The sequence below is a fragment of the Oceanipulchritudo coccoides genome (assembly GCF_010500615.1).
Taxonomy (GTDB): domain Bacteria; phylum Verrucomicrobiota; class Verrucomicrobiia; order Opitutales; family Oceanipulchritudinaceae; genus Oceanipulchritudo; species Oceanipulchritudo coccoides.
In genome coordinates this window covers 952,999-975,510 of the sequence record NZ_JAAGNX010000001.1, presented here as the reverse complement: position 1 = coordinate 975,510, position 22,512 = coordinate 952,999, and the positions used below count along the sequence as shown (strand labels likewise).

The following is a 22,512-nucleotide window of genomic DNA, read 5'->3' as shown; positions in this document are numbered from 1 at the left end:
ATTACCTGAATCTGGTTTTTGCTGACAACAAGATTCAAACAGGCTGAGAACTAGTTCTAGTTAAGCTTTTGAAAATCAATCGTCCTCGAAAATGAATATGGTGCGTCTGCCTTAGCAATACCGCGTTTTTTATTAGGTTTATCGCCCATTTCAAATTCGATCACCCCACCCTGACGCAATTGTTCCAACGTAATGTAATTCCTGGTTGTGACCTTGCCGTTGACTTTGACGCTCTGGACGTAGCGGTTGGTATCGCTGTTATTCGGCGCATCGATAACTAGCGTTTTCCCATTCTCCAATTCGATGCTGACCTGTCGAAACAGAGGAGCCCCCAGAACCAGTTCTCCGGACCCCGGACAGACCGGATAAAAACCCAAGGCAGACCAGACAAACCAGGCGGATGTTTGACCATTGTCCTCGTCCCCACAATAACCGTCTGGCGTTGGGGTATACAAGCGATTCATCACTTCCCGAACCCAGTACTGGGTTTTCCAAGGTTCGCCCGCATAGTTGTAGAGGTAAATCATATGCTGGATGGGTTGGTTACCGTGCGCATAATTTCCGAATCCTGCTACCTGCATTTCGCGGATTTCGTGGATAACGGTGCGATAGCCTCCTTTATCAAACGCTGGGCCCATACTGAATATACTATCAAGTTTCTCGATGAATTTAGCGTCCCCCCCCATTAAACCGATCAGGCCTTCAATATCGTGAAAAACCGACCATGTATAATGCAGGCTGTTACCTTCAGTGAAGTCACCGCCCCAAGATATGGGACTGAAATCCTCATTGAAAGAACCGTCCCTATTTCGCCCAACCATCAGACCGTGCTCGGAACTGAACAAGTTCCGATAATTCTGGGAACGTGCAGCATATAGGTCGATCTCCTCTTTCGGGCGATTCAAGCTCTTTGCGAGTTGCCATATACTCCAGTCGTTAAACGCATACTCAAGTGTTCTGGCCGCACTCTCCTTCGCACTTTGCCGGGAGACGTATCCAAGTGCGTTGTAATCCTCCCATCCCTTTCTTCCCACCGATTCAACCGGCCCCTGATCATTGGCACCCTTGAGCATAGCCTCGTAAAGCCTTTCAATTGAAAAATTGCCACGGATACCGCTCAGCCATGCATCTGCCACAATAGAGGTTGAGTTGTTTCCAACCATGCAATTGCGGTGACCGGGAGTTGCCCATTCAGGTAACCAACCACTCTCATTATAACAATTCTCAAGCCCCTCAGTCATGATGGCGTTCATGGAGGGGAAAAAGGTGTTCAGGAGAGGAAAGAGGGACCGGAAAGTATCCCAGAAGCCGGTATCGGTGAAATAGTATCCGGGTTCCACCAAACCCGCGTTTGGACTATAGTGCATTACTTCGCCGGCTTCGTCGATTTCGTAGAACTTCCTCGGAAAAAGGGTGGAACGATAAAGGCAGGTGTAGAACAGCCGCTTCTGGTCGTCCGTTCCTTCCACTTTAAACCGCCCAAGGAGGTCATCCCAGCTCTGCCTGCCCTCGTCGCGTAGCTCCTCGAAATCGCTGGTATGAATTTCCTTGAGATTTCTCTCGGCTTGTTCGAAACCAATAAAAGAGGACGCGACACGAAAGTGAACCTCTGTTTCTGGTTTAGACGATTCAAATTGGAGAATGGCTCCAACATGTTCACCTTCCACTTCCAGTTTACCCACTTCTCCTCCCCAAGTTTCAGACCCGATGAAAGGGGTGTCGAAAGCAAAGACAAAGTAGTTTTTGAAGTTTTTAGCCACACCGCCAGCATTCTTGGTTGACCATCCAATAACCTTTGCCTCCTCAGGAAGCACCTTAATGTAAGATCCCTCATCGAAGGCATCAATAACCAGATAGGACTGATTCGCTTCGGGATAGGTCACTCGAAAGAAGGCCGCCCGGTCGGTGGGGGTCATCTCCACCGTGGTGTTATGGTCTGCTAAAAAGACACGGTAGTAATGGGGCAAAGCCGTTTCTGCCTTGTGCGAAAAGTAGCTGGAACGTTCCTTCTCGTGAAAGGTCTTTTGCCCTGTCACCGGCATGACTGAGAACTGACCATAGTCCCGAAGCCATGGACTCGGTTGATGCGTCTGCTTGATCCCGACAATCTTCATTTCGTCGTATGTATAGATCCAGCCGCTACCCATTTCCCCTGTCTGCGGTGTCCAGGTATTCATCCCCCAAGGGCGGCTGATCGCCGGGTACACGTTGCCTGCTGAGAATTCCCGCGAACTGTCTGTCCCCATCAGGGGCATGACCATTGAAGTGTAACTCGCCGCAAAAGCTTGACTGGTAAAGGTCAGTAGCAACGCCGCCAGATTCCATCCAATGGTCAATGAGTTCTTCTTCATGCTTTCGTTCTCCCTGAAGGCCCAAAGAGAACTACCAGAACAAATTTGGAACGATAGCTTATCAAAGTGCGATCCCCTTACAGTTCGGTCGTTACAATGATTTCTCCACTTTCGAATTGGGTGGAATGAGGAGCCGTCTTCTTTCTCCCGGTGACCTCCACACTGGAATAAACATCCTCTGCTGTTATCCGTGCAGGCACTCCTTTCACCCGCACAGTGATTGAGCCGGGCTTGCCGTCTATTCCGCGAACAATGGCGAGGCACTTCCCATTGAAAGCCCTGTATGTCGACCCGCCTTGCATGGGCGTAAAGTCGGTTGGATTACCGCTACCCAGGGCCACAAGTTCGCCTTCCCCTTCAACGGAAAACTCAAGCGTGCCGTTGAATGTGGGAACAAAACGCCCGGCATCGTCTACCGCATCAACGGTGATAAAGGAAAGATCCTCATAGTCGGCCCGAATTTTTTTCCGGTCAGCCGTCAGCTGCAAACGGGCTACCTCGCCCGCTGTATGAATTGCATTCTCCGCTATCTTTTCACCATTCTTCCAGGCGACAACTTTGACCTCCCCTGGCTCGTAAATCACATCCTCCCAGATCATACGATTCGTAAACTTCGCTAAAGATCCTGCATCGTGTCGACTGAAACTTTTTACCATTGTATTCCCCTCACCTTTGCGCCGCTTGCCGTGGGACTTTCCGTTCACGAAGAGTTCAGCTTCATCCCCGTTCGTGAAGACATGGATAGGAGTGAGTTTGCCTTCCCGCCCCGGCCATGTCCAATGCGGCAAAATGTGAACCATATCATAATTTGGTCGCCAAGCTGACTGGTAGTTATAAAAAATATCTTTTGGAAATCCGCATAGATCAATCAATCCGTAGTAGGACAGTGTTGAATCTTCTTCGTACGGCCAGGGTTCTCCAATATAATCAAAACCAGTCCATATGAATTCACCGGCCAAAGAAGGGCTTGTGGCCTGACGCATCAACTCCATATCGGGCGGCAATCCATAGTGGGGCGCTCGCATAACGTATGAGCAGGCTTGGTTTTCAGGACCGTTTAAATTCGGTTCACCATAAGGGAACCGGTAGTAACCCCGCGAGCTTTGGGTGGAAACCGTTTCCGTAGCGATCTGGGGCTTGTCCTTGAACTCGGGCCGTGCACGGAAGTCATTATACCAGTCCCCGAACTTCGTCGCGTAATTCCAGCCAACCACATCGACCGTATCAACAAAGCCATTTTCAACCGCATCTTTATTCAAATTGAAGCCAGCCGTCACTGGGCGCGTTGGATCGTACTTATGAAATTCATCCGTGATTTCCCGACTGAGTTGAGCCAGCTTCTCATGTCTCTGCTCGGGAATCTCGTTTCCCGAAGACCACATGATGATACTCGGATGATTTCGGTCCCGCCTGACAAACGTTTTAAGATCTTTTTCCCACCAATCATCCCAGTGCTTTGGTGTGTAACCTTCATCATGTACGCCCTTGGGAATCGTCCACGAATCAAAGAGTTCATTCATCACCAAAAAGCCCATACGATCACAGAGATCCAGCAATCCCGGAGCAGATGGATTGTGGCTCGTGCGGATCGCGTTGCATCCCATCTCGCGCAAAATCTCAAGTTGCCGCTCAGCCGCGCGAAGATTGAAAGCCGTTCCCAATGGGCCCAAATCGTGATGGTTATTGACCCCATAAATCTTGACGTGACGCCCATTCAAAAAGAATCCCTCATTTGCGTCAAATCTGAAGGTCCGGATACCAAAATTTGTCTCAAGCTCATCCACCCTCATTTCATCGATCTTTAGCTTGGTCACCAGCTTGTAGAGATATGGATTTTCAATATCCCAGAGATTCGGCTTTAGAACTTTTAGTTCCTGTTCCACCGATATTGTCTCACCGGCGCGAAAATCGGCAACACGCTTCCCTTGCGCGACGACTTCATCTTGCGAGTTCAGGATAAAGGCCTCCACCAATCCTTTCCCACTAAAACTGGCAGCACTGCTTATCTCAGTCTCCACATTGACAATGGCATAGTCATTCTGAACCGTTGGCGTTGTGATGAATACCCCGTCATGTACAAAGTGAGTCGGATTTGTTTTGATCATCCACACATCCCGATAAATGCCCGCACCTGTATACCAACGGGTGAATTTTTTAGTTAAATGCAATCGCACTAGAAGTTCATTCACTTCTCCCTCGCCGAATTTCAGGTACGGCAGCAAATTCACTGGAAAAGAAGTGTATCCATATACCCATCGGCCGACTTGTTCCCCGTTGAGATATATCGTCGCATCCCGCATAATGCCTTCAAAGTACAGACTGATCAATTTATCCTGATCCTCTTCAGGAAGAACAAATGACTTCCGGTACCAATACGTTCCCGGCAAAGGGTAATGCCCGTAGTTCTTCATTGATGCCCCCTTTACGGGTCTCTGACTGATGGCCCAGTCGTGCGGCAGACGCACCGGTTCCCAGAGTTGCTCTCCAGCCTCGCCGATCGTCTGAACCGTGAAGTCCCCCTTCATCATCTGCCAGTCTGCATTGAAGGATGTCCGCTCCCGGTCAGTGTCTCCATGACAGGCACACACTGAAAAAGCTATGGCTAATAGAAAGATGCTATATGATAGATTCATACTTATATTGTAGGTTGAAAATTATATCCAGGATAACCCGACTTCCTGGTCAGGTTTCGATTATGATTGGGTTTGTAATTGGTTACCGGAGCTCCGCGTGAAGCCATAAAACGCGATGTAGCCGTAGCACAATGCTGGAACAATAAAGGCGAAGACAAAGCCAATGTTATCGGCAAACAGACCAAATAGAGGCGGAAAGACCGCCCCGCCAACAATTGCTGCACACAAAACCCCCGAGCCCTGCGAGCGACTGTGGGGAAGACTGTTTGTGGCCAAGCTGAAGATTGTGGGGAACATGATCGAGTTGAACAACCCGATTGCCAACAGGCTCCACACGGCGACGAAGCCCCCGGAAGTGGCGCTGACGACACACAGCAGGGCCGCAATAACCGCATAAACCCCGAGCAGGATCGAGGGAGGGATGATGCGGGAAAGTCCCGCCCCAATGAACCGCCCGATCATCGCACCGGTCCAATAAAAGGCAACAAAGGTGCCGGCAATGCGCGAAGGATTCAGCTCCTCTATCGACCGGTTCGCGAGGGTCTCGATCCAGCCTGTGACACGCCCGCCTGACGACTGGACCAGTGCCGGTATGTCCATGTGAAGAAAGTAATTTACGATATAACTGCCAATCGTGACTTCCGCCCCAACATAAACAAATATTCCAAGTGCACCCAGCATCAACCCTCTATGCTGAAGAACAAATCCATACCCTCTCTGCTCGCTTGCTTCAACACTGGATCTGACTTCCGGAAGACGGATGAACAAAAACCCAACAGCGACAACAAGCAGAATCAGGCCCAAGGCTAAAAACGGGGCGCGGACGGCCTCCGCTTCCATGATCCGATAGGTCGTCAGCGCATCTGGCGTAAGTGCCGCTTGCTCAGTTTCTGCCATCACCTCCGTTCCAAGGATCATGCTCGCCGCCACCAACGGGGCAATGGCTGTACCGAGGGAATTGAATGCCTGAGATAGATTCAAACGACTGGATGCCGTTTTCTCAGGGCCAAGCGCGACAACATACGGATTCGCGGCCACTTGCAGCAGCGTCATTCCTCCAGCCAGAATAAAAAGGGCGAGAAGGAAAAGCGGAAATATGCGCAGGGAGGCCGCCGGAAGAAAAGCAAGGCAACCAATGGCCATCACGGACAGTCCGATAACAATACCTCGCTTGTAGCCCACCTTGGAAATGATCGATCCACCGGGAAGCGAAACCGTGAAATACGCTCCGAAAAACGCTACCTGAACCAGCCCCGCCTGGAAATAGGTCAGCGTGAACACATCCCGGAGCCTCGGGATCAAGGCGTCCACCAGAACCGTGATGAAGCCCCAGATGAAAAACAGGCTCGTGACGATTATAAAGGCGGCCAGATACGGATTCTTCGATTTTCTCATGCTTCGGTTCAATCTGCCGGGAAAAGGGGTTGGTTCTTGCTCCGCCGAAGAGGCGGATATTCTAATTGATATACTGGACGAGCGAACCTCAGAACTCCGGAAAAATCAAGTTAAACGTTTTACTTGTTGGTGGAATATGCCACCTTTCATGACTGGGTTACTCTGGATCTCCATGAATAATGGGGAAGTTGCCTTGAGAGATAAGGAAGGTCGGATCGTCGATGCTTTTTCCCCGGAGGATTGAGTCGTCGTTTGAGGGAGATTACGCAGAGTCGGACAACCTCAAACTGAAGGCGACTCCTGCTTTGAATGAATTAATGGCACGACAGGATCATCGCCTCGACTCGGACAACAATTCCCGCTACTTTACAATAATTCTCCGCAGCTCCCCCCCCCAAAAAAAACTAAGCCCATTTTAGTAAATCAGCCGCAGTCATCCACTTTTCCCCTCTTTTCATCGGCAAGGGCTTAATCAAATGCACTCTTGCTCGGCAAAGCTGCAGGCGTGAATCCACACGTTTATAAACTAAATATTCGGTGGTTTTCCATTTTTTTCTTGCCTTCATCCCATCTGCCAGAAAAACGTTTAACCGCACATTAGATATTTTGGCCACTACCCATGAATAATATAAAACAACTCCTACTGGTTGGTAGCTTGCTATCCACCATATCCTCCTACGCCCAAATTGTCGTCAATTTCGACGTGGACCTGAGCCCCGACGCACAAAGTTTTGCCGCCGCTGGTGCGGCCTCACTAGCCCTCAACTTCACGATTGATGGGTCCGGCAATATAGCGCTCGACGCGGTTGCGCTTGGGAGTGGTGGTGGTGCAGCCTCTCCCGCGAGATGGAATCAAGTAGATAATGCGACCGCGGGAACGACGACCGCCGCGGCTCTATACAATACCTCCTTCACACTGACCTTTTCAGGATCCGCTGCCCCAAGCCTTAATTTTCCGTCGTACGATAATGCCGGTTCTGGCGCTGTCTTAGTAACGCAAGGAGAAGGCAATGCCACAGCACTGGAAAGTGGTGAATTTGTCACATTCTCCGTATCGGGAACGGCAACCGCGGTCACTGGATTCTCCCTGGATTTGGCCAATTTCTCGTATGGTAGACGCCTTGCGAATGGAGGATCCTCTTTCGGGGTGGAGGACACAAGTGGCACGGTTATCGAGCAGTTGATACCCAACACATCCACATCAGGCACTATCTCTGGAATCGGCATCTCCCTTTCTGCCGGTGAAGACATGACGTTCCGCACAATTACCGGAAACGCCGGAGGTGCTGGCCTGAGTGGTTTTGAATTCTCCGTGTCAGCGGTCCCCGAACCCTCCACTTATGCGTTGATGGCGGCAATTGCCACATTTGGTTTTGTCGTCTGGCGGCGCAGGCAACGTTAAGAGGTCTCTTCGGCCAAACAAGGTTTATTTCCAAGCCGCACACAATTCCTGTGCGGCTTTTTTTATGACTCCCGACAGTTTTGCAATACTTTCAGGAGTGTCCGATTGACAGAAAGATTTCCCAAGAGAACCACATATTTTTGCAACTCTCGACCAGGCAGACCAAGTTTAGCCATACGGGTTAAACCTTTCATTCCACAATAGCACAAAATGCCACTGCGAAGTCTGAAACGAATTAATTTCTGTCTGGGAATCCTGCCGGTAGTAATCGGGGCCCAATTGTCTCAGGCTTCAAACGGTGTGGACCATGCCAACTTGTTTATTGGTACGGGCTATCATGGGCACACCTTCCCCGCGGCGACGCTTCCCTACGGGGCAGTGGCCCCGGGACCGGACTGCTCGGTCATGGGATGGCATGCGGCCTCCGGATACCATTACGACAAGCCGACGATCATGGGGTTCAGCCAAACTCACCTGAGCGGAACGGGACTCATCGAACTGGGTGACTTCATGCTCATGCCGACGGTGGGCCAAATACAACTCGAACCGGGAAAAGAGGAACAACCGGAAACCGGTTACCGTTCGCGCTTCTCCCATGATGATGAAACCGCCAATCCCGGTTATTATCAAGTCCGACTCACCGATTATGACATCAATGTTGAGCTCACGGCGACCACGCGCGTAGCTCTGCACAGGTACACCTATCCTGAAGGGAAGCAGCGACAGGTGGTGATGGATATGGAGCATCACATTGGAGTACCAAACTCAGTCAAGCATGCCTACCTGCGGGTCCACGATCCTTACACGGTGACGGGCTACCGGATCACCGATACCTGGTGGGCCAAGAGCCGGTTCATTTATTTCTGTTTGAAGTTCTCCGAACCAATGACGGGCCACAATATACATGACAGGATACGCAAATTGGATTATCCTAACATTCCTGAACAGGCCTCATCGAAAATGGTCGCAGTGTTTCAATTTGCTGAAAATTCGGACAAGCCTCTTCTGGCAAAAATTTCCGTCTCGCCGGTATCCATGCGGAATGCCCGTGAAAATCTAGAAACTGAATTACCGCACTGGGATTTTGAGAAGATCCGGCAGGCCGCGGGGGAAGAATGGGCAGCCGAACTTGGCAAGATCGAAGCCAGTGGTCCTGATAGGGAATTGGAGATATTTTATTCGGCCTTATACCATACCATGATCCATCCGGATATTAGTGAGGATGTGAATGGGGAATACCGGGGGATCGACAAGGAAATCCACAAGGCGGAGGGTTACACAAACCATACCGTGTTCTCGCTTTGGGATACATTCCGGGCCGTGCATCCCTTGTTCACAATCATACAGCAGGAACGAACCAAGGATTTCATCGCCTCAATGCTCGCACACCAGTCCCAGAGCGCCTTCAACATGCTCCCGTCCTGGTCGATGCACCATAACGAGAATTTCTGCATGATTGGTTACCACGCGGTGCCAGTGATTGTCGACGCATGGCACAAGGGGCTTGTCGATGCACCGGACGAAGTGGTCCTGAAAGCTGTTCTGGAGACAACCACACAACCGGGAGCGCCACGCTTGAAATTCAGGAACTACCCCCAGTGGTATGGACAACAGCACTACCTCAGGCTTGGATATTTTCCAGACGAGCTGACCCCGGCCGGGACTTCAATTACGCTTGAGCATGCTTATGACGATTGGACCGTCAGCCTGATGGCGGAGACCATGGGCAATGTGAAAGTCGCGAAGGAATACCAGTCGAGGGGACAAAATTACCGGAATGTCTGGGATTCCAAAACCGGTTTCTTCCGCGGAAAACTGGAGAATGGCAACTTCTTTGAGCCATTCTCCCCGCGAGCATACCACCGGGAGGATCACAATGATCGCGAATTTACGGAAGGAAATGCCTGGCAATATCTCTTCTTTGTGCCCCACGATGTATATGGCTTGATTGATCTTATTGGCGGCCCCGAGGAATTCAGCCGGAAACTGGATACCTTGTTTACGCTGCCCCCAAATGATGATGGTACTGCAGTCGGCGATGTGTCCGGGTTGATTGGCGACTACGCACACGGCAACGAGCCGTGTCATCACGTGGCCTATCTGTACAACTACGTTGGCCAGCCATGGAAAGCCCAGGAAAGGATCCATGACATTGCGAATCGGTTCTACCATCCGACCCCGGAAGGTCTGATTGGCAACGAGGACGCTGGGCAGATGTCCGCCTGGTATGTCATGAGTGCCATGGGCTTCTATCCCGTCAATCCGTGTGGTGGAATTTATGTTATCGGATCCCCTCTCCTCCCGGGCTTCACAATTAACCTGGAGAATGGGAAGCAGTTTGAAATAACGGCAAATGGTTTATCCGAACAGAATATCTATATCCAGTCAGTGCGCTTGAATGGGAATCCATTGAAGAATGTATGGATCACTCACGATTCCATTATGAACGGCGGTTCGCTGGAATTTGAAATGGGGCCGGAGCCAAGCAACTGGGGTGCTGGATCAGATCTGGTTCCGTTCGCGAGTGGGAAAATTTAAATATAATACACAGTTAGTCTATAATTCCTTACCCCACTGAATCCTCTTGAAGTTAAAGCGTTACCTGTCCCTGTTTGTCCTCGGATCGTTGGCCGCATCACCTTGCTTGCACGGCTTCCAGAACACCGGTGTTGAAGAGATCGATTCGACAAGGCAAAGTGTCTTGGAGACGCCGACCCACGCAGGGAATGCCATCCATCGGCAATCAGTCCTCTTTTCATGGATTCGGCACATGATCAACCGTGGAGTCGATTTGCAGAGCCTGCACGAAGAGGGATACGTGCTCGCCAAGTGGGGTCCGGTTCACCCGGAAAACTACCCTGTGCTGGACAAGGCTTACGGAAAAATGGAGGCCCTTCAGGATGAACCGGTTTTTATTCAGGAAATTCGGGGGCCGGAGAGTGCGCCTTTTTCAAACCCAACCGGGTGGCCGGTGTTCGGGGGCAGCCAAATGCAGTCCGGTCTCTCCCCCGACCCGGGCCCAATGACGGGTGAGATTGCCTGGAAATTTCCAAATGGGCATTCATGGTATGCTTCCCCCTCAGTGGAGAATGGGCGCGTTTATATCACCTCTCCGGGGATGCGGTCCCTTTTATACTGTCTGGATGAGGCCACCGGTGACGTGACCTGGAAGACCACACAGGATGGCCTGCAGATGTATTCAACGCCGAGAGGGGCCTCGAATGTTCTTGTCCTCAATGACCGGATAGTCATGCGGGCAACCAGCGGAAGCTGGGAGTTCACGGATCCAGTAAGGCACATTTTCCAGATCGATAAGGAAAGCGGGAAGGTATTGAATCAAGTCGATGCTGGCCGGATCGATTATCGCAGGGGAACTACTTCTGTAACGGGAAACGAACAATATATTGTCTACCCTTCCGGTCGCTTGGACCTCAAGAAGAAACCACCTACAACCATTCTCCAGGATACCGTAGTCGTCAAAAGAAACAATGGACAGCGCTGGTGGGAGTTCAGGGTCGGTCAATTGTTCGGGGAACTTGTTCTGCATGAAGAGCTGATATTTGCGGGCACGAATAAGGGACTCCTGTACGCTCTCAATTTGGAGGGCGGGAACCGTATTCATTGGGTTTTCAATGCCGGATCCCCGATCCGCACAACGCCCGCGGTGGACGCCAACACGGTGGTAACCACCACAGAGTCGGGATTTCTAGTCGCATTGGACCGGTCAAGCGGTACGGAGATTTGGCGCACCCAACTCAACGAGGGTAATGCCCGTGCTTTCCAACTGTTCTCCAGTCCGGTTATCCACAACGGCAAGGTTTTCATTGGTTCCGCAACAAATGAGCTCTATTGCGTTGATCTCGCTACCGGTCAACTTCTCTGGAAAGCAACCTCAGACGACTGGATCCGGTCAAAGCCCTTGGTCTTGGAGAACCGCCTTTATTTCGCAACGCTCAGCGGGAACGTTACGGCACTGGCTTTTGACAAAAATGGATTCGAAAAACTTTGGAGCAAAGGGACCGGACACCACCAGCTATTTGCGGACCTCGCGGGCAACGAAAATGGTATTCTGGCCAGCAGTTCCGAGCTGTATCTCTACTCATTAAATCCCCTTACCGGAGATATCCAATGGAAACAGAGCCTGATCGAGTGCTCATACGAAAACGGAGAAAGGATCCTCGCTGATATCGTTGCGGGTGGTGGCGATTTTCAAAGCCCGCCAACAGTCGCCGATGGCATTGTTTATATTGGCAGTCCATCACGCTTTGTCTTTGCAATGGACTCGCTGACCGGCGAGGAAATCTGGCGTTTTGAAACTTCAGGACAAGTGTCCGGGGCGCCAGGGGTACAGAACGGTCGGGTCTACTTCGGTCAGCAAGGCGGCAACCGCGAAATGTACTGTGTAGATGCCAAGACCGGGGATCCTGTCTGGTCAAGCAAGGTTGGCTGGGTGTGGACCTCCTGTATGCCTGATGGGGCTAAGGTCTTCACGGGAACCGTAGAAGGCGATATCATCGCCCTTGAACCCGATACCGGAAAACGCCTCTGGACTCACCAGACCAATGGCGGCATCTACCCTGCCCCGGCAGTCGATGACAAGCGGGTCTACACCGGTTCGTGGGATGGCAGTTACTATGCACTCAACAAGGAAACAGGATTGCTCGACTGGGCATATTCCTCGTTTGGAGGGTTGCCCGACTCGGCGGCAGGAGTCCTTTGGCAGGGCATGTTCATTTGCCGTACCAATCGTGAGTTGTGTGGTTTGGACAAGAATACAGCCAAGAAGCTTTGGGGCTTTTCGGATCCCCGGAAACACCTCGGTAATACGGTCATGAATGCCACTCCCTCCAACTCGGGAAATCGAACCTTTGTCTCAACTTCAATTGACCACGACGGAGCTGCTTTAGGAGCGACGCTCTATTGTATCGATAATTCGACTGGAGAGGAACTTTGGCACTACACGGGTGCGGGTGGATGGACCGGGTCTTCCTGCACGGAAAATACCGTCATCTGTGGCTCCTCGACCGAGCGTTTCGTGACCTGTCTCGATGTCGCCGGCAATCCTGACGGAACACCAAGGATTATCTGGCGCACCAGAATTGGTGGTATTCTTGAGGAAACGATTCCAGCAATTTCCGGAGATATGGCCTACCTGCTCTGCACGGACGGATACCTCTACGCGTTCCGGTAACAGGGGATGAAAGATTTATGAAAAAATATTTCTACCCGATCATCTTGGTAACCTTACTCGTCATTGGCACACTTTCATTTGCCACTGAGACGATAGATCCGTCTGGATCGAGTCTTCTGTTCGAAGATTCTTTTGAAGTGGATCGGCTTTCGGGTGGAACGTGGTCTACGTTCAATAACGGAGAATTTGTCGTTCAAGATGGGGTTCTCCGCGTGACAGATGGATGGGCGGTTGCCGGCGGATCCGACTTGAGCGACTACATGATGAAATTTCGCGCTCGAAGTCCCGAGGATGCTCGGCAAGTTCAGATCTGGGCTGGCTTCCGCCATCATAATCGTGATTTCCGGTATGTCGTGGCCCTCCGTGGGGGGGCAAACAACCACCTTTATCTCGCGCGTTACGGTGCTGAGGGATACGATAAGATTCTGGATCTAACACCGCTCGATTTCTCACCCGCTCCCGGGACATGGTACGACATTACGGTCGCTGTGATGAGGAATCGGATAGCCGTGTATCTCAACGGGGAAGATCAGCCACGAATTCTTGTCCATGATAATGAAGCCCCTATTTCGGCGGGTGGCATTTCCTTGGGAGGAAGTTACTTACCAACAGAATTTGATCAGGTTACGGTTTCCAAAATAGATAAATCCTTTTTCGATGGAGTAGAGAAGCACACTCCGGTCGAACTCGTGGCAGAACAAAGAGAAACAAAACGAAAAATGCAAAGAGCGGAATATCGGCCGTTTTATGTTCCGCTCCTCTATAATCCTAGAAATGAATTCCTGCTCAATGGGAACTGGCTCTTCATTCCCGATTACGAGTCGGAAGGAATGGATGTCTTTGCCAAGGATTACGATGATCGCAAGGCACATGTGATCGATGTACCCAACTTCTGGGTACCCTTTGCGGCCTGGCTCGAAGGGGAAACCATGAGCCGCGGATTGAACAAGGGCCAGAACGACAAACTTCACCGCATCGAAGAAGCACGTTGCAAGAAATACACCTTTGATTCCCTCAAGACACAGTCGGCATGGTATCGCCACTACATTGATTTCCCTGAAGATATTCATTCCAAGGAAGTGGTGATAGACTTCCAGGGAATTGCCCTCGTAAGTACGGTTTATTTTAACGGCGAGAAGATTCATGACCACATCGGCATGTACTCGCCCCAAAAAATCAATGTTACCGACCTGGTCAAACCGGGCCGTAATGTGATTGTCGTCCAGTGCTGGAAAAAATGGGAGGATGACCTCTCAGGCAATATATCCCCAATGATCGATCAAAACTATACCGACGCATGGAACATCATTGATGGTGAGGACGAGGTAGAAAAGTTAGATCCGGGAAAGAGTCACAAAGCTAAAAAATTGCTCCATCAGCATATTCCGCACGGGTTCTACAATAACAGTCCGGCAGGAATCTGGCGCGACGTGAAGTTGGTCATCACTGAAAAAATCAAGATAGACGATTTTTACTTTAAACCGTCGCTGGAGGGTGCGGAGATTGATCTTACCTACACGAACCATGGAGAAAAGGCAGAGGTAGTAACCCTCCACTATGAAATTAACAACAAAACCTCCGGGGAACGGCTTTGCGGAGGTATCGTCGAAAAAACGGTTTTGGATGCGGGGGAGAAGCGAACAACAACCTTTCAAACCCCGACCGTCGCACCAGAACTCTGGGCCCCGGGCGCTCCCAATCTCTACAGGATTTCATTCCAGCTGACCCGGAATAATGATGTCATTGATGAAATGACAGGTCAGGTCGGGTTTCGAACCATCGAGGTGGAGGGTGCGGAAGTCCGATTGAACGGAAAGCCGTTCTGGATCCGTGGTGCGAATCACACCCCTGGTCATATGAAACCGTATGATGAACCTCTTGCCCGCAAGTTTATGAAACTTGCCCTGGAACACAATGTCGTTGCCACCCGCACCCACTGCAGTCCGTATTCAGATATTTGGTTGGATGCGGCGGATGAGATCGGAGTATTGATTTCCTTTGAAGGTCCATTCCCCTGGTTGATGTTGCGTGACATGCCAAGCGATGAAGCCATCGAGATATGGAAAAGGGAAATGGGCGAATTGGTGAAGGCGAATCGTAACCGTCCTGCGGTATTCCTGTGGACCATGAACAATGAAATGAAATTCTATGTGAAAAAAGGACCGGATAATGAGGTCTTGGAAAAGGGCATCGCGTTATCAGAAGGAATAAAATTGGTTCGAAAGCTTGATCCGACACGCCCGGTCATTGCGGATTCTTCATATTACCGTAAACATGTGATGCGAAGTGGACGCTATGAGCGGATCATTCAAAAATATGATTTGGATGATGGGGATTTGGATGATCCACATGCCTATTTTGGGTGGTATAATAGAAGTTTCTTTCATTTCCAGAAAGGAGAGTTTGCTCGTGAATTTCACACGCCAGGTCGCGCCTTAATGGGGCAGGAAGTGTCCACCGGTTATCCCCGCGCAGATGATGCCTTGCCCAGTCGGTTTTATCTCTTCGATCATCAAACGCCCCAGACGACAGTGGGGAAAGATGCCTATGAGGAAAGCAATCCGGAGTTCTTTATCGAACGGCACAGTATGCTTACAAAGGGGTTGGTGGAGATGTTTCGCCGGGTAGAGCATACAAGAAGCAACGGGCTCATGGTCTTTGCCTTCCATACATGGTTTTATAATAACCATGAAGTGAATAGGATTTCGCCCACACAAACCGCAATGCGCCTGAAACTGGCTTACGAACCGATTCTAGCGAGTGCCGAACTTTTGGGGCGTCACCTCTATGCCGGAGATACCTTGACCAGCGATATTACGCTCCTAAACGGGGATGAATCTTTCCGTAAGCTTCATAAGCCCGTCTTACTGTGTCAGTTGGTAAGTGATGGCCGAATTCTTACGGAAAAAGAGCTCCCGTTTTCAGATTTGCCGTATTACCAAAGTGAGAAGAAGACCCTTACCCTTCTGATTCCCGAGGAATTGGGTGCAGATCGTCTTCATGCTATGTTAGTCTTACGAGTACTGGAAGATGGTCACCAAGTTTCAAAAAATGAATATGACCTCACTTTAGCTACCAGGCAATGGGCGCAGTCGCCAGAGCTTAAAGCAACGGGGCCTTACTACAGTATTGAAGGTGACACCCTCGCCCAACGCCTCGGAACGCATGTGGGTCTTTCTGTACAGCGCGTACCCACCGTTGAAAGTTTGGTTGGCAGAAAAGGAATCCTACTCGTTGCACAAGCGGATAAGATTTTTGATTATGATAAAATCAAGACCTTTGCGGAAGCGGGAGGATATGCAATTTTACTGAATAATCGCGAAAAGGTCATCGGGTTAGCCCCGGAATTGGTTCAAGCGTATACGCCCTTCCGACAGGAGATCGTCACGATGAACCGTAAAGAAAGTCCTGTCTTTTCCGGACTCCAACCTTTGGACCTCGCCTGGTTTTCTGACAACCGCAATGTCCCCTTTGCAGCCACCGGACGCTTCTCCCTGGACCGCTTTCACGCGAATGTCACTGCTTTGGCAGAAACCCTGGAATGGCACGGCTATCTTCAAACACCCCTTGATTATCGAGAAATTGGTGGCGTGCCGCTTTTTGAACTTAAATGTGGAGATGGAAAACTGCTGGTCAGCGAACTCCGCACGGATGCCATTGATCATGATCCGATCAATGCCCGCGTCATAGCCAACATCCTCAAATATAACTTTGAATAAGATGCAGTCTTAAGAGGGACCCTATCTTGGGTGAACCAAGTTGTCCCGATTTCAGTCACTCGTTTCTGGAAATTTTAAAAAATGAAAATTAAATTGTGGTTTATCAGCATCCTATTTGGTTCCGGGTTGGGCATTGAGCAGGTTCTGCTTGCAGAATCGAACTTCTCAATCTTCCGGTCGAACGTATGTGTTCCCATTTTATTCAGCACAAATGACTCTCCCGTAGTTGAAATAGCCGTTACGGCATTGGCAGGCGATATTTCGGCCATTACTGGAACCACACCAACAATAGGGAACAAAGAGCTTTCGTCATCGAGTGCTATTATTGCTGGAACACTTGGACAGTCAGAGTTGATCGACCAACTGGCAGCGTCGGAGAAAATCTCCACGGTCGCCCTTGACGGAAAATGGGAGACCTTCGCCATTCAGGTTATTGAAAAACCACTTTCAGGATTGGATCAAGCTCTCGTCATCGTCGGCAGTGACCCACGCGGAACAGCATTTGGCGTTTTCGAACTATCGAAGCGTCTTGGCGTATCCCCTTGGATTTACTGGGCGGATGTTTTACCCGATCAAAAGGAGGAACTAAGCATTTATTTGGACGACGTACTGATGGGGCCACCTTCCGTCAAGTATCGTGGTATCTTCTTAAACGATGAGGACTTCGGTCTCCGGCCCTGGGCAATGAAAAACATTGACCCAACTCATAATGATATCGGTCCCAATACCTATGCAAAGGTCTTTGAGCTGATGCTGCGTTTGAAGTCCAACATTATTTGGCCAGCCATGCACTTGGGAACTCGTGCTTTTTTTGGATACGAAGGGAACCGAGAGATGGCCTATCAATACCAAATTGTCATTGGATCCTCTCATTGCGAGCCAATGCTCCGCAACAATGTGGATGAATGGAACCTGACCTACGAGGATGAGTACGGAAATGAACCCGGTCCGTGGCGTTACGACACAAACAGAGAGAATATTCGGCGTTACTGGGAAGACCGGGTTATTCAGACCGAAGAGGATGACGTCCAAGGTGCGTTCACTCTGGGTATGCGTGGGATTCATGACAGTGGGATTCGCGGGGGAAAATCGGTGCAGGATAAAATTAAAATCATGAATCAAGTCTTTGCGGATCAACGAGCGATGCTCGAAGAACACAAAAGCGAAGCTCTGACCGAAATACCGCAGGCTTTTATTCCGTATGCAGAAGTGCTCTCTCTTTATCAGGCAGGAGCGGTCCCTCCCGAAGATGTCACCATCGTCTGGGCCGATGATAACCACGGTTACATCCGCAAACTTTCCAACCCCGAAGAACAAAAACGGTCAGGTGGGAGCGGTGTTTATTATCATTTATCCTACTGGTTTCCAGGACAGGATTGGCTCTGGCTGAGCAGCATTTCCCCCTCCTTGATCTCCTATGAAATGTGCAAGGCCTTTGATTATGGTGCGGACCGTATGTGGATCTTTAATGTGGGAGACCTGAAACCCGCAGAAATGGAGATTCAATTTGCAATGGACCTTGCCTGGGACATTAACGCGTGGCGTCCTGAACGTGCACCAGACTATGCTTTTAGTTGGGCAAAAGAAACTTTCGGACCTGTAGTGGCTCAAGAAATTGCCGATATTAAAGCAGAATACTATAGATTGGCAGCCTCTGGAAAGCCCGAGCATATGAATTTTGTTCAGCGCACAAAAGAGGAGTTTGAGGATCGGTTAACGGCCTACGAGTCGCTTCTCTCAAAAACCGAAGCGCTCCAACCCCGTATCCCCAAGCACCTGCAGGACGCCTATTTTCAATTAATTCTATACCCGGTCAAAGGAGCAGCCAAGTTGAATGAAAAAATCATTTCACTCGTTCTCAACGATCCCCCTTCGGCCGTTGAAGCATATGATGAAATCGCCGCTATCACTGAAATTTACAACACAGGTATTGCAGATGGAAAGTGGAACGGGATGATGGATGATAGCCCACGCGAACAGGCTGTCTTCCTTAAGCCTTCCCTTCTTCCTGGTCTTCGAATCGACCTAGCCGTTGACCTCATGAGCATTCAAGCTCCCATGACACTCAAGGACAACATGCTCTATGGGGAGGCCCCGGAGCGTTGTGATGAATCGACTGGTGGAAACGCTATCTATCGATTTCACTCTGATATCAAGGCTACTCGCATGCTGACTTTCTATCTCAAGTGCCCAACACCTGACGAAGATTCCTTTTTCGTCCGGATTAACGGGAAACTACTGGTCGCAAACAACATTAGCACGGGTGAGCATTGGCGCTGGAGAAACATCGGTTTGTTCGACTTGGAAAAAGGAGATAACACGCTTGAGATCATCCAGCGCGAACCCAATGCCAAAATAAAAGCCATACAGTTTGGAACACTCCCCGAGCAAATCCTTCCAAAGCAGATTCTTGTCAAAAAGCCAAATCCCTCCGTCACCCTGCCAGCAAGATCATTCACCATCGCCGATGCCAAAAATCTTCAACTTGTTCAAGGCTTGGGAGTTGAGGGAGCATCACTTTCACCCGTCAAGTTTACAGGCAAGGGGTGGACGCAAGCGGAAAACGCCCCATCTGCATTCACTATCGTTGATCTGCCAGCCGGACGCTTTGAGGTGAAAATTCACTGTGTTCCAACCTTCCCCATCCATGAAGGACGGTCACTTAAAATCGGTGTTCGCCTTGGGGAAGGCAGCTTCAAAATCGCTGACATGAACACACTCTATCGCTCGCCAACCTGGTTCGATAATGTCTTCCGCGGATACTCTGAGCAGATTGTCGTGGTAGATCAGCTACACCCTGGGCCGGTACAACTCACAGTAGCGATTCTGGATCCAGGCACAGCACTGAGTCGAGTCGAAATCGTGCCGATCAAATAGACCCGACGCCCTGTAAATTAAATAACCTTCAAACGAAGATCTGGCCTCCAAACCCAGACTGACCGGAAATTTTCAGGACCGCAAATACCTCCCTATCGCCTGTGTAGCCGGAAGTAGACTACCCCGTGATATGCCCGAGGCTCGAATTTTTTAAAGGGTAATGGACTGCTTTAATTCGAGCGAGCCGGAAGATGTCCTGATTGTGAGCGATCCTATTTTATTCAAGAAGTTATTCGATGGCATGGACGTATCCATCCCCGGCCAGCACGTATACCTTGTCCCTGTAAATGCAGAGGGTCGCTTCCTCCACCCGCTGGCCGAGCTTGTAGATCCAAAGCGGCTCGCCGGTAAAGGCATCCAGACAATAAAAGAGCGGAGTATTGCCCGACCCGATGTAGACCCGGTCACTGGCAATCGCCGGGGCGGATAGACCACCGCCATCCTCAAAAGTCCAATGGATCGCCGCCGTCTTGGAATCGACACAATATATACGGGATGCCGCCGGGACGCCTCGCAGTCCTGCCCCAACCCGGGCCGTGTAGTAAGCACGGTCCTTGAAGAAGGCCGGTGTGGCGTTGAAATTGGAAAAGTTTCCAGTGTGGGCGGGGTTCGAATTGCCGCGGCTGATAATCTCCCCGTCTTTCGCATTAAAATACATAAAGACACTGCTGTGGTGCGGCAAATAGATGCTCCCCTCAAAGGCAATCAGAGTTCCGGAATCAAGACCGATCCCGCTCCGTTTCCAGACGATTTCCCCGGTCTTCTTATCAAAGGCATAGAGCGTTCCACTCCATGAGCCAAAGTAGACCAGGTCTCCGTCAATCGCCGGTTCTGCCGGGACGGATTTTGCCGTTGGATACATCCAGATAATATTGCCTGTCTTTGCATCAAGGGCGACGCAGTAGCCGCTCACGGTCGGCACATAAACAATTCCATCGTCGTAGGCGGCCGAGCCCCAGACCCAACCGCCGGGAATAGTCTGCTTCCAGACAAGTTCACCCGTGTCGGCATCGACAGCGTAAAAGAAGCGCTCCCCACCCTGCTGACCCGCGAATACCTTGCCATCCCCAATCGCTGGCCCAACAGAGATCGCTCCGCCCATTTCGAATTTCCAGATCTCCTTGCCGGTCTCCGCGTCAACACTGAAGAGGAAACCCGCAGCGTTGCCAAAATAAACTTTCCCGGTAGCGGCCGTCGGCTTTGACTGATAATAAGTCCCACCTGAAAGGATATCCGTGAAGATACGCTCGCCCGCTTCATTCTCATAGGCATTGAGCAGGCTGCGCTTCCAGAGCAGATTCCCCTTCGCATCCAGTCGGCGAAGCCACAGGTCGCTGTCACTGACGAGAACAGAATTCCCTGCCACAACCAAGTCGGCATAAATTTGATGTGTGGAGACCTGTTGTGTCCACTTGGGAATACCCTCTTTGCTGAGACACGTTAATTGGCCGTCGACCGTTGCCACTACAAGCCCCTCTGAGGTCATTCCAGGTTTGGCGCGTATCCAATCAGAGAGCGCGGTTTGCCATTCAACCTTCCCGGTTTCCGCATCAACGCAGTAAATGTGTTTATTGGCGCTCCCGAAGTAGAGTTTGCCCTCGAAATACAGGGGAACGGTGAATTGCTTGCGCGCACCGGATTCCGGTTCGGAAATTTCTGTCTGCCAGACAACTTCGCCTGTGTGTTCACTCAGTGAATACAGGGTCCCTCCGTTTGACCCGAAGTAGACCTTTCTGTCAACCAGCGTGACCGACGTATTCACAGCACCGTTTGCCTTGAAGGACCATGCCACCCGCTGGCCGGCACTGTGATCCCATGTTGGATCCATCAAGGGGCTCCGCTCACCGGATAGATTGACGGCATACAAGTACCCATCAGTCGTTCCTTGAAAAACCAGGTAATCGGTCAGGACGGGTTCCGCCAGTACGTCGATATCCCCCACATTCAAGTCCCACAGGGTGCGATTATTATCGACGTCCGCACAAATCAAGCGGTTGAGGTTCTGGCAGATCGCCGGCGTGCCATAGATGTCGTGCACCCCGAATGGATAGACGGTATATTTGCCGTTGCTGGCGACGGGGGCGACTTGCGTCCGGTAGTCGATGTGACCGGCATACTTGCGGGCCAGCGTCTCACCTGTTTCCTTGTCGATGTAGACTAGATTGCGGGCCTGTCCTTCGTTGCCTCCGTGGCTATTGACCTCCCGGTAAATGAGTTTGTCCTCGAGAACAACCGGAGTCGACATGAGAGCGGGGTACTTATAAATGCCAAAGAGCGGATGGCTCTGTGTTGATTTCCAGATTTCCTCTCCTGTCTCCAAATCCAGGCAAAGGCTGGTCGTGTGCATGCCGGGTGAAGCCACGTAAACGCGGTCGCCTTCAACCACCGGTCGGGCATACCAGCCAAGGCCCACTGGAAATTTCCAGGCCAGCTCACCGGTCCTCGGTCCCGGAGCCTCCGTGTAGCCGGTGTTGTGCTTGTTCGCTTGGAACATCGGCCAATCCGCGTCCATGTCCCCACCCTCTGGAAACCCGACCGGATCGCCCTTGAATGGTTCGTGGATAGGTCCCTCCTCCTTCAATTTTCTGGAGATGCCCTCCAGCACCGCATACCCCTCATCGACAACGCCGCCGACTTTCCCCAGCGCCCGTTCCCTGACCAGTCCCGCTCCCCGGACGATCTGGGTCTCCAGCGCGTAATAGGCCTTGTCCGTGTCGAAAAACGAGTGCGTGTCCGCTCCCTGTTGCTGCAGGCTGCCCAGCCACACAAAGAGCAACACCGACCGCTCACGGTAATTCCCGGCGGTCGTCGGGTCTGCCACAATCTCCTTCCTCATCGTGTCGATATCTTCACTGCCACTCGGATGAAAGACCGCACTGAGGCCGGAATGGGTGGCCATTGCCAAAAGAATTGCAGTGATAGATAGGCTTTTCATGAGCAGGGC

Annotated in this window: 9 protein-coding genes; 5 read left to right on the top strand and 4 right to left on the bottom strand. The window is 50.9% G+C overall.

Going from position 1 to position 22,512, the window contains the following annotated elements; all coding sequences use genetic code 11:
- Positions 1 to 56: 56 nt before the first annotated feature.
- The 3 genes from G0Q06_RS03840 to G0Q06_RS03830 form a co-directional block, all read right to left on the bottom strand.
- Positions 57 to 2,351 carry a GH92 family glycosyl hydrolase gene (locus G0Q06_RS03840; protein WP_163962629.1) on the bottom strand — a complete coding sequence of 765 codons (2,295 nt, stop codon included), beginning with the start codon at positions 2,349 to 2,351 and terminating at the stop codon, positions 57 to 59.
- 77 nt (positions 2,352 to 2,428) lie between these two features.
- Entirely contained in the window at positions 2,429 to 4,984 is a 2,556-nt protein-coding gene (locus G0Q06_RS03835; protein ID WP_163962628.1) for a glycoside hydrolase family 2 TIM barrel-domain containing protein, read from the bottom strand.
- A gap of 60 nt (positions 4,985 to 5,044) precedes the next feature.
- A complete protein-coding gene (locus G0Q06_RS03830) occupies positions 5,045 to 6,379 on the bottom strand; it encodes a sugar MFS transporter (protein WP_163962626.1) in 1,335 nt (444 codons plus the stop codon).
- A 619-nt stretch (positions 6,380 to 6,998) separates the two neighbouring features.
- Between G0Q06_RS03830 and G0Q06_RS03825 the strand changes: the two genes are divergently transcribed.
- From G0Q06_RS03825 to G0Q06_RS03805, 5 genes are all read left to right on the top strand, one after another.
- The gene (locus G0Q06_RS03825; RefSeq protein WP_163962624.1) at positions 6,999 to 7,781 is read left to right on the top strand and encodes a PEP-CTERM sorting domain-containing protein; all 783 of its coding nucleotides are present in this window, start codon (positions 6,999 to 7,001) and stop codon (positions 7,779 to 7,781) included.
- Between the two features lie 210 nt (positions 7,782 to 7,991).
- Positions 7,992 to 10,319, top strand: a complete 2,328-nt coding sequence (locus tag G0Q06_RS03820) for a GH92 family glycosyl hydrolase (RefSeq protein ID WP_163962622.1) — start codon at positions 7,992 to 7,994, stop codon at positions 10,317 to 10,319.
- Between the two features lie 46 nt (positions 10,320 to 10,365).
- The gene (locus G0Q06_RS03815) at positions 10,366 to 12,972 is read left to right on the top strand and encodes an outer membrane protein assembly factor BamB family protein (protein WP_163962620.1); all 2,607 of its coding nucleotides are present in this window, start codon (positions 10,366 to 10,368) and stop codon (positions 12,970 to 12,972) included.
- A 17-nt stretch (positions 12,973 to 12,989) separates the two neighbouring features.
- Positions 12,990 to 16,691 (top strand): glycoside hydrolase family 2 protein, encoded by a 3,702-nt coding sequence (locus tag G0Q06_RS03810; protein WP_163962618.1) that lies wholly within the window; start codon positions 12,990 to 12,992, stop codon positions 16,689 to 16,691.
- An 81-nt stretch (positions 16,692 to 16,772) separates the two neighbouring features.
- A complete protein-coding gene (locus tag G0Q06_RS03805) occupies positions 16,773 to 19,568 on the top strand; it encodes a glycosyl hydrolase 115 family protein (protein ID WP_163962617.1) in 2,796 nt (931 codons plus the stop codon).
- A gap of 229 nt (positions 19,569 to 19,797) precedes the next feature.
- Here G0Q06_RS03805 and G0Q06_RS03800 read toward each other — a convergent pair whose 3' ends face one another.
- On the bottom strand, positions 19,798 to 22,503 hold the full coding sequence (locus tag G0Q06_RS03800; RefSeq protein WP_163962614.1) for a PQQ-binding-like beta-propeller repeat protein: 2,706 nt from the start codon (positions 22,501 to 22,503) through the stop codon (positions 19,798 to 19,800).
- Between the last annotated feature and the right edge of the window lie 9 nt (positions 22,504 to 22,512).